General features: G+C 44.8%; 8 protein-coding genes. All 8 read left to right on the top strand.

Annotation, left to right across the window (positions count from 1 at the left end):
- Window positions 1-682 precede the first annotated feature (682 nt).
- The 8 genes from moaC to Q0095_RS08770 all read left to right on the top strand — a co-directional run bounded on the left by moaC (window position 683) and on the right by Q0095_RS08770 (window position 8,848).
- Window positions 683-1,153, top strand: a complete 471-nt coding sequence (gene moaC, locus Q0095_RS08805) for a cyclic pyranopterin monophosphate synthase MoaC (RefSeq protein ID WP_297883165.1) — start codon at window positions 683-685, stop codon at window positions 1,151-1,153.
- The gene (locus Q0095_RS08800; RefSeq protein ID WP_297883164.1) at window positions 1,131-1,391 is read left to right on the top strand and encodes a DUF493 domain-containing protein; all 261 of its coding nucleotides are present in this window, start codon (window positions 1,131-1,133) and stop codon (window positions 1,389-1,391) included. The genes moaC and Q0095_RS08800 overlap by 23 nt, the downstream gene beginning before the upstream one ends.
- 11 nt (window positions 1,392-1,402) lie before the next feature.
- On the top strand, window positions 1,403-2,662 hold the full coding sequence (locus tag Q0095_RS08795; RefSeq protein ID WP_297883163.1) for a hypothetical protein: 1,260 nt from the start codon (window positions 1,403-1,405) through the stop codon (window positions 2,660-2,662).
- A 1,118-nt stretch (window positions 2,663-3,780) separates the two neighbouring features.
- Window positions 3,781-4,590, top strand: a complete 810-nt coding sequence (locus tag Q0095_RS08790; protein ID WP_297883162.1) for a M48 family metallopeptidase — start codon at window positions 3,781-3,783, stop codon at window positions 4,588-4,590.
- Window positions 4,591-4,910: 320 nt separating this feature from the next.
- On the top strand, window positions 4,911-6,224 hold the full coding sequence (locus tag Q0095_RS08785; protein WP_291939300.1) for a hemolysin family protein: 1,314 nt from the start codon (window positions 4,911-4,913) through the stop codon (window positions 6,222-6,224).
- Window positions 6,225-6,886: 662 nt separating this feature from the next.
- Window positions 6,887-8,200, top strand: a complete 1,314-nt coding sequence (locus Q0095_RS08780) for a sodium-dependent transporter (protein ID WP_297883161.1) — start codon at window positions 6,887-6,889, stop codon at window positions 8,198-8,200.
- Window positions 8,201-8,324: 124 nt separating this feature from the next.
- Window positions 8,325-8,588 (top strand): type II toxin-antitoxin system RelB/DinJ family antitoxin, encoded by a 264-nt coding sequence (locus Q0095_RS08775; RefSeq protein WP_297883160.1) that lies wholly within the window; start codon window positions 8,325-8,327, stop codon window positions 8,586-8,588.
- Entirely contained in the window at window positions 8,585-8,848 is a 264-nt protein-coding gene (locus tag Q0095_RS08770) for a Txe/YoeB family addiction module toxin (RefSeq protein WP_291938836.1), read from the top strand. Before Q0095_RS08775 ends, Q0095_RS08770 begins: the two co-directional genes overlap by 4 nt.
- Window positions 8,849-8,954: the final 106 nt, after the last annotated feature.

Below are 8,954 nucleotides of genomic sequence, written 5' to 3'. Positions count from 1 at the left end.
GATCTTTTAGGAGGCGGTGCAAACGGCGAAAATAAGGGGTTAAGCTTAGGCAGCCTGCTAAAAACGTTTAAAATTTAAACGAGCTAAATTTCAAACGCAGGCCGGATTTTGCGCGACGATGTTTAAATTTGCGCGCGCTATTTTAATCCGCGCCTGCGCCGTTTAACGCTCGCGTGAAGGGTTAAATTTACGCTGCATTGCGCGCGAGCCCTTGAGTTTAAGCAAAACGAGCTTAAATTTAAACGCCGTCTTGCTCTAAATTTAAGCTCGTTTTTTTGCGGCGTCTTATTTATACTGCCTCGGCAGAGCGCCCTGCTCCGCTCTTTTGATCGTCCATATTGAGCCAAAATAACCACAAACTGCTTTAAATTTTATCTTTGCTCTTTAACGTCCGCTTTAAATTTAGTCGCTCTTTGACTCCGTTTTGTTTTACCGTCCATTCAAATGCCCGCACAGCGCGCCATAGCATGCCATTAAATTTTTAAAAACGGCTATAAATTAAGCGCGAAAGAGTTCGCCTAAAAAGGATATATTTTATTTCTATTTACTGTTTAGGTAGTATAATCGTTCTCGTCCGACAAGATAAAACCTCCTTTTTGTATGAAGCCCGAGTTTAAAAGCTCGGGCTTTTTTTATGCCCGAAATTCTGCTATAATCCCGCCAAAAACTGCAAGGAAATTTTATGCTTTCACATATCGACGAAAACAATATGCCACGTATGGTGGATGTCGGCGCTAAGGATGATAGCGAGCGCGTAGCCACCGCTAGCGGTATCATCCGCATGAGCGCGGAGGCGTTTGCCGCCGTCAAGCAAAATACGGCCAAAAAAGGCCCCGTGCTTCAAACCGCCGTCGTTGCCGCGATAATGGGCGCTAAAAAGACGAGTGAGCTAATACCAATGACCCATCCGCTTACGATTACTTCGATTAAAACCGATATTGAGGAGCTTGCGAGCGAGTGCGCATTTAAGCTTTTCGTAACTGTAAAAATCACGGGCAAAACGGGCGTCGAGATGGAAGCGCTAACGGGCGTGAGCGTGGGGTTACTGACGATTTATGATATGCTAAAAGCGATAGATAAATCGATGCAGATTACCGACATCGTGCTGCAACGCAAAGAAGGAGGCAAAAGTGGCGTGTATACTAGGAGCTGAAAAGCCAAAAATCGACTATCCGCTCTTTTGGGAATATAAAATTATCCTGGATGCAAGCACCCAAAAGCGCGAGCAGATCGATGAAATTTTAAAGGGCGAAAATTACAAAATAGACTTTTCGCGCTTTTCAAACGGCGGCAAATATATGAGCTTCAACGTAAGCGTTTTCGTTAAAAGCGACTTGCATCGAAACGAAATTTTCGAGCGCCTAAAAGCCCACTTTAAATATGTATTGTGACAGGAGATGAAATGAAAGAAGCAATAATCAAAAAATTCGGCGCCGATCTTGCACAAATCAGCGGCGAGGAGCTGGCGGCCTGCGTGCAAAATTTAGCTTTTGAACAGAGCCTGAAGGCTCTACGCGGACTTAGCGAAGATGCTAAAAGCGCTAAAAGCGCCGAGCTCATTTTAAGCTTTGCTGCCGAGCTTAACGAAATAGGAGCACTAAAGGATGCCTCCTCCGAAGCGCTAATCGAAGGGGTAAAAAAGGCACTGTGCGACGAGGACGAGCAGGCTCTTTACAAGCTCATCTACGACTACGACGATCTGCGCAAAAAGATCGCTTGTAAACAAAAGGCGATTAAAACCCTTGTTTTGCGCAGCTACGACGATCTGGATACCGCGCTGCAAAACGCAAGCGAAGCGGAGCTAAAAGAACGCATAGGCTCGGCGCTACAACGAGCGATCGCGAGCAAACTACCGCTTGCGGACGTACTTAAAGAAGCGAGCGAGCTAGCCTTCATAAGCGTGCTCGAAAGCGGCACCGACATCGAGGATACCGCGCACGAGACGGCGAAAAATATCGCATTTTCAGCTATCGGCGACGGAGAATTCACGAAATTCCGCACAAAAGAAATTTCAAAAATCATCATAAATCGCGCGATTTTCGTCGCAAACGAGAGCAAAAATACCGCCTCTGCGCTGATTAGAGGCGCGATTTTAGGCTGCTACGACGGCATAAATAAAGCTGCCGAAAGATACCGCGACGAGCTAAGTTTCTCGCCAGCAAGCGACGCACAGAGCCTAGAGAACGAAAGACTTCAAATTTCGCAGATGAGCGAACTATTTAGCGCGGTTTTAAGCGATGCGGTCGCAAGCTCGGAGGAGCCCGCTAAAAGCGAAATCGCCAAGATCGCCGATGAAGAATTCGGAGGCTATTTGGCTAAATTTAGAAAAATTTCAAGCGATCTTGCCGAGCAACTAAGCGCCAAAATCGGCGAGATCGAGCTTGGCGAGCGCGCAAAAAAGGCGAGCGCCAAGGCGCGCGAAATCACTCAAGAGCTAAGTCAAAAAAGCGCCAAAATCATCGAAAACCTCGATCTGGACGAGAAACTGGACGCAATCAAAAAAGAGCTTAGCGAGTTTGAAAAGAAGATGAGCCAAAAATTTGCCGAGCTAAAAAGCTCTGACGTCGCCAAAAACGTAAGCGAAAGGGCGCGCGAGATGAGCGCCAAGGCTTACGAGGCCGCAAAAGAAACGATCGCCAAGCTAAAGTCCAAAAAGGACTAAATGGGCGCTGCAGAGGTAAAATCCCTAGCGACAAACACTCAGCGCTCACTGCTTTGCGCTGCAAAATTTACTAGCATGCCTTAAAGCTCGCGTGCCCTAAAAGAATGAAGCTTTCGTTAGAGTTTGCGAGGCCTGCGCAGAATTCTTTATGCGCTTTAACGGCGCTGTAAAATTCCATGCCGATAAAGAATTTTACGAATTTTGCATAACTAAATTTAGATGCGCGCTGCAAAATTCCGTGCCGCCAAAAATCCTACGGCGATGCGAGACCCCGGCCCAACCAAATCTTGCCGCAGCTATAAAATTCTAAGTGTAAGATTTTATAGCTGACGTGACGCATATAAAATTCCAAAGCCGGCGCGGAATTTTAAGCTTGAAATTTCATCGCGTAGATTTGCGTAGCCGAATTTTAAAATTCTAAACGCGTAAAATTTTAAAATTCCGTCCAAAATGATACGGTGCGACTTGCAATTTGAAATTTTATCCCGACGCGCACAAAAGGAATTTCGCTAGATAAATTCTACGAAAAAGCACCTACGGCGTTTGACATTTCTGCGATCATTTCAATTCCCACAACAAAATTTCATTGTAGCGCAAGATGCGATGTGAAGGGATGCCGCTAAGCTAACAATTAGAATTTTACGTTGCAAAGATTAGCGCGACTCACCTCAAATCATAGCGATATCCAAGCCAATTTTATCGCGTAATTTGATTGCGCAAATTTCAAATTGCTCCTATCCGCCCGAACTGAGCGCTTAGTACAAATAAAATTCTGCCACATTTATAGTAGTCTACGCTACGCAAATTTAAAAGCTGTACCCACCCCCTGCCTTTATTTAGGCGCAGAGGTGCTTTGTTTATGTAGCGCCGCGCTTGGATAAAATCACTGCTTTTACACAGCAATGCCTCGTTTACGCCACGATAAAATTCTGCGAAATCACCGCTAAATTTTATCGCTAAATTACAAAGCCCAATTCTATTTTAAAGGCGACGGGCGTCCTTAAATTTTACGGCAAATTCCAAATAGATCGCGCCTGCAAAATCCAGCAATCCAAAATAAAATTCTAGAAATTTAACCAAATTTCGCTAAAATCGCCGCAAAATTTCAAGGAGAAAAGATGAAAAAATTAGCTCTTTTAATATCCTTTGCTGCGATGATGATTTTTACCGGCTGCGCGAGCACCACGCAAGGCGGCGCCGTAGGCATCGACCGCTCGCAATTCATCACCGTAAGCGAAGCTGAAATGGATCAAAGTGCCGCGCTTGCCTACAAGCAGATTACCGCCCAAGCAAACGCCAAGCATGCCCTAAATACCGATAAAAAGCTAACTGATCGCGTTAGAGGCATCTCGAAGCGCCTAATCGCTCAAGTCGGCGCATTTCGTAAAGACGCACTGAAATGGAACTGGCAGGTAAACGTCATCAACGACCCTACGATCAATGCTTGGTGTATGCCTGGCGGTCGCATCGTCGTATATACGGGCATCATCGAAAAGCTTAAGCTTACCGATGCCGAGCTGGCTGCTATTTTGGGGCACGAGATGTCTCACGCATTGCGCGAACACAGTCGCGAGCGAGCCTCGACTGAACAGATGAAAGATGTCGGTATCGCTGTAGCAAGCTCCGCAGCAGGGCTTGGAGATCTGGGCTCAGCGGCTTTGAACATGGCGGCTCAATACACATTCACGCTGCCGTTTTCGCGCACGCATGAGACGGAGGCTGATCTGATGGGCGTTGAGCTGATGGCGCGCGCAGGATACGATCCAAGGGCGGCGATAAATGTCTGGGAGAAGATGAATAAGCTAAATGAGAGCCATCCACTTAAATTTATGTCCACGCACCCTTCAAACGATGATCGCATCGCCGATCTAAAAGAAGTGATGCCGAAAGTCTTGCCGCTTTACGAGGCCGCCACAAGAAATAGATAGTCTTGCGATTTAAAATTTCGCAAGAGCTTGCGCGCTGAGGTTTTTTAAGTAGCAGGTTTTATCATCGCATTTAAATTTCTTAATGGACTTGCGCGCGGCGCTAGGATTATCCGCTGCAGCGCATAAGCTCTATCGCGATAGAATCTCGCCGTGACAAAGACCTGCTGTGGCGTAAAATCCTAAATTACCGCAAAATTCCACGCACGGGCGCGAGGCATTTCCATATCTTTTGGATTTTAAAGCGTTTTTAGATATAATCATAAATATTTATTTTTAAATTTCAAAGGATAAGAAATTTGGACACGGACAGTTCGGTTTTAATGTTAGTTTTAGCTTTTGTATTCATCTTTATGAATGCTTTTTTTGTTCTTTCGGAATTCTCAATCGTCAAAGTAAGAAAGTCTCGCCTCGAAGAGCTTATCAAGGATAAAATTCCAAACGCAAAGCTCGCTTTTAAAATTTCAAACTCCCTTGACACCTATCTTAGCGCCACACAGCTAGGCATTACGATAAGCTCGCTCGCCCTCGGCTGGATCGGTGAGCCCGCGGTATCAAGACTGATCGAGCTGCCACTAAGATCCATCGGCATAGGCGGCGGAGCGGCGGCACATACGATCGCCTTCGTCATATCTTTTACGCTCGTTACGCTATTTCACGTCGTACTTGGCGAGCTGGTGCCAAAATCCATCGCTATTGCCAAAACCGAGAAGATTGTGCTTTTCATCTCTAGACCGCTTCATATTTTTTGGATTATGTTTTTTCCGATCATCAAGGCGTTTGATTTCATCGCCGCCGTTTCGCTTAAAATCATCGGCGTAAAGCCCGCCAAAGAGAGCGAGCTTGCACTTTCTGACGAAGAGATCAAAATCATCGCGAGCGAGAGCCTAAAAGGCGGTGTGCTCGATAGCCTAGAGACCGAGATTATCAAAAATGCCGTCGATTTCAGCGATACGGTCGCCAAAGAGATAATGACGCCGAGGCGCGATCTAGTTTGCCTAAATAAGCAAAAAAGCTACGATGAAAACTACGCAACCGTATTGCAGTCGAAATTTACGCGCTTTCCGTATATCGACGGCAGCAAGGATAACGTCCTAGGTCTCATCCACATCCGCGACATCATCCAACAAAAGGGAGATAAAAGCTTCGATAAAATCGTGCGCAAACTCATCATCGTGCCTGAAAACAGCCCGATCTCTAAAATTTTGCCGATGATGAATAAGCAGCGCATTTTTGCCGCGCTCGTCATCGACGAATACGGCGGCACGGCGGGATTTTTGACGATGGAAGACATCATAGAAGAAATTTTTGGCGACATCAACGATGAACACGACGCGAATGCGCAAAATTTTAAACGTATCGACGAGAACACCTTTGAGTTTAGAGGCCGCTTCGAGATCGAAGGCGTCGAGGAGGTGATGGGCATCGACTTTGATGAGGAGACCGAACAGCTAACGATCGGCGGCTACGTCTTTAATCTCTTCGGCAGCCTACCTGAAATCGGCGATAAAATAAGCGATGAAAACTGTGATTACGAAGTACTGCGAATGGATGGCACAAGAGTTTCGCTCGTAAAAGCGATCAAAAAAGCAGTCGCGCAGCCGCAAGAAAATGAAGAAGCGGAGAAAAATAACTAAGCCAAAGTATGAGTTAATAAAATTCGCTCTGTGATGCTGCGCGCCGGAAATTTCAAGCGCGTTGCCGCTTGCGACGCTCTCAATTCCCATCTAGGGTAAAAATTTATTCACCGCTCCCGTATAGATGCCCTAATAGCGGGCACAGGAATGCCACTCGCCTTGTAGAGCGCCATAAAAGTGCTATTTATAAGTCCTCTTCATATTACAAACGAAAGGTGAAATTCTACCGCGAAAATTCTGCCAGAGCGGCGCTAGATAAAATTTCTTGATAAGCCTGTTTTCAAATTTTGCGAGATCGTAGATTTTAAAAATTTCAAAATTTTGCGGAATTTTAAAATTTCAATTAATCTAAATTTCTCGCCTAACTTAAATATCAAGCCCTGCTACAAGCCTGGGCTAAGCGGATTTTAAAGCCAAAGCCTAAGCGTGGAATTTCACGAAGAAATTCTAAAATTATAAAGATAAAATTTTGCCGCGTAGTATCGCAAAATTAACTCTATCGATTTTGATCATAAAATTACGCTAATCCTACTTTAAAACTTCGCAATTTTAAATTCTAAAAATTCCTAAGTAATCAAGTCGGCACGCCTTAAAATTCCGCATAAATAAATCTTAAATTCCTTTTTGCTACCATAACGAAAATTTTTCGCACGGATGGCTTTATGACAAAACACAAATTCTCATCGCGTTGGGCTTTTATCATCGCTTGCGTGGGCTCTGCCGTAGGTATGGCAAATGTCTGGGGCTTCCCTTATAAACTCGGCACGAACGGCGGCGGCGCATTTTTGCTAATTTACGTTTTTTTCGTAGCGCTGTTTTCATACGTGGGTCTAAGCGCCGAATACGCGATCGGTCGCCGCGCCAAAACAGGCACGCTGGGCTCATACGAATACGCGTGGAAAAGCCGCGGACTTGGCGCTATCGGTAAGGTTATCGGCTGGTTGCCACTTGCCGGTTCGATGTGTATCGCAGTAGGCTATGCCGTCATCATCGCCTACGTTTTAAAGGCGCTAGTCCAAGCCATAGACGGCTCGCTAATGAGCGAAAATACCGATACGTGGTTCAACTCTTTTGCCCTGGCGCCCTACTCCGTGGTGCCTTATCACTGCATAATCGTCGCAGGCACGTTGCTGACGCTGTTTTTCGGCGCCAAAAGCATCGAAAAAACGAATAAAATTATGATGCCGCTATTTTTCGTGCTATTTGCAATTTTGGCAATTAGGGTCGCGACGCTACAAGGCGCTACAGGCGGATATGCGTTTCTTTTTGGCGCCGATTTTACTAAGCTAGCAGATCCGATGGTTTGGATTTCTGCGATGGGACAGGCATTTTTCTCGCTATCGATTACGGGCTCAGGGATGATCGTCTATGGCGCGTATCTATCCAAGGACGAAGACATCGTATCTGCGGCGAAAAATACCGCGTTATTTGACACGCTAGCCGCGATGGTAGCTGCGCTAGTGATGATCCCTGCAGTATTTGCTTACGGAATGGATCCGGCGGCGGGGCCTAAGCTACTTTTCGTAACTCTGCCTAAAATTTTACAAGATATGGCAGGTGGTAGAATCTTTGCGGTGATTTTATTTACCGCCGTGATTTTTGGTGGAATTTCATCGCTTCAAAATATGTTCGAAGTAGTCGCCGAATCGCTAATGCATAAGTTTCCAAGGCTAAGCCGTGCATTCACGCTTGCGCTATTGTGTGCGATTTGCCTGGGCGCGGGCCTTGGTATGGAAGCCATAAGCTCATGGGGTCCGTGGATGGATTTCGTATCGATTTATATCATTCCGATCGGAGCGGTAATCGGCGCGATATCGTGGTTTTGGGTGATTAAGCGGAATGAAATTTTAGATGAGATCAATCTAGGCGCAGATAGGGTCCGCGGCAAGCTCTGGTATGATATCGGGCGCTTTGTCTATGTCCCGCTGGCGCTACTTTTATGCATAATCGCGCTTAGTATGCATATTTCGTTTTGAATTAAAATCTTGCTAGATTTAGAATTAATAGTGTTCTCTAGTAATGGAATTTTAGCAAACCACATTTATAAATCATTGCATTATCCATATAAATAATGTATAATGCAATCAAAAAGGAGACAATATGATGCGATCTATAAACGTAAATTTTAGAATGGATGCCGAGCTTAAAAAAGGGTTGGAGGAAGTATGCTCTGAAATGGGGCTAAATTTAACTACTGCTTTTACAATATTTGCTAAAAAAGTATTGCAAGAACGCAAAATTCCTTTCGAGCTGACAGCAGATCCCTTTTACAGCCACGAAAATTTATCTCATCTTAAGCGCTCTTTTGACGAATTAAAGGAAAATAGCGGGATTGAGCACGATTTGTTAGAAGCGGATCAATGAAAAAAATCTGGTCGCAAGAAGCTTGGAAAGATTATCTGTATTGGCAGGAAAATGATAAAAATATCCTAAAGCGCATAAATAAGTTAATCCTAGACATAGAGCGTAACGGCTACGATTGTATAGGCAAACCCGAAGCGCTAAAGGGCAATTTATCGGGGCTTTATAGTGTTAGAATAGATGGAAAAAATCGGCTCGTATTTAGAATATCTAATGGCGCCATAGAAATAGCTCAGTGTAAAACTCACTATGGAGATAAGTAAAATACGTACAAAAGCATCAATATCAAAGCGGTAGTATTTGTCCCCAAAAAACTTTCACACCTAAAAAAGGCGTGGAATTTTAAAATTTTATCTTATTTTATGGCTT

Source organism: uncultured Campylobacter sp. (genome assembly GCF_938045535.1).
In the GTDB taxonomy this organism is placed as follows: Bacteria; Campylobacterota; Campylobacteria; order Campylobacterales; family Campylobacteraceae; genus Campylobacter_B.
This window is presented reverse-complemented; position numbering and strand designations above follow the sequence as displayed.

Bases quoted from the DNA above. Each gene is read 5' to 3' on its own strand.
- Q0095_RS08780 (WP_297883161.1), top strand. From the start codon at position 6,887: ATGACAAAACACAAATTCTCATCGCGTTGGGCTTTTATCATCGCTTGC.
- Q0095_RS08795 (WP_297883163.1), top strand. From the start codon at position 1,403: ATGAAAGAAGCAATAATCAAAAAATTCGGCGCCGATCTTGCACAAATC.
- Q0095_RS08785 (WP_291939300.1), top strand. From the start codon at position 4,911: ATGTTAGTTTTAGCTTTTGTATTCATCTTTATGAATGCTTTTTTTGTT.
- moaC (WP_297883165.1), top strand. From the start codon at position 683: ATGCTTTCACATATCGACGAAAACAATATGCCACGTATGGTGGATGTC.
- Q0095_RS08770 (WP_291938836.1), top strand. From the start codon at position 8,585: ATGAAAAAAATCTGGTCGCAAGAAGCTTGGAAAGATTATCTGTATTGG.
- Q0095_RS08790 (WP_297883162.1), top strand. From the start codon at position 3,781: ATGAAAAAATTAGCTCTTTTAATATCCTTTGCTGCGATGATGATTTTT.
- Q0095_RS08775 (WP_297883160.1), top strand. From the start codon at position 8,325: ATGATGCGATCTATAAACGTAAATTTTAGAATGGATGCCGAGCTTAAA.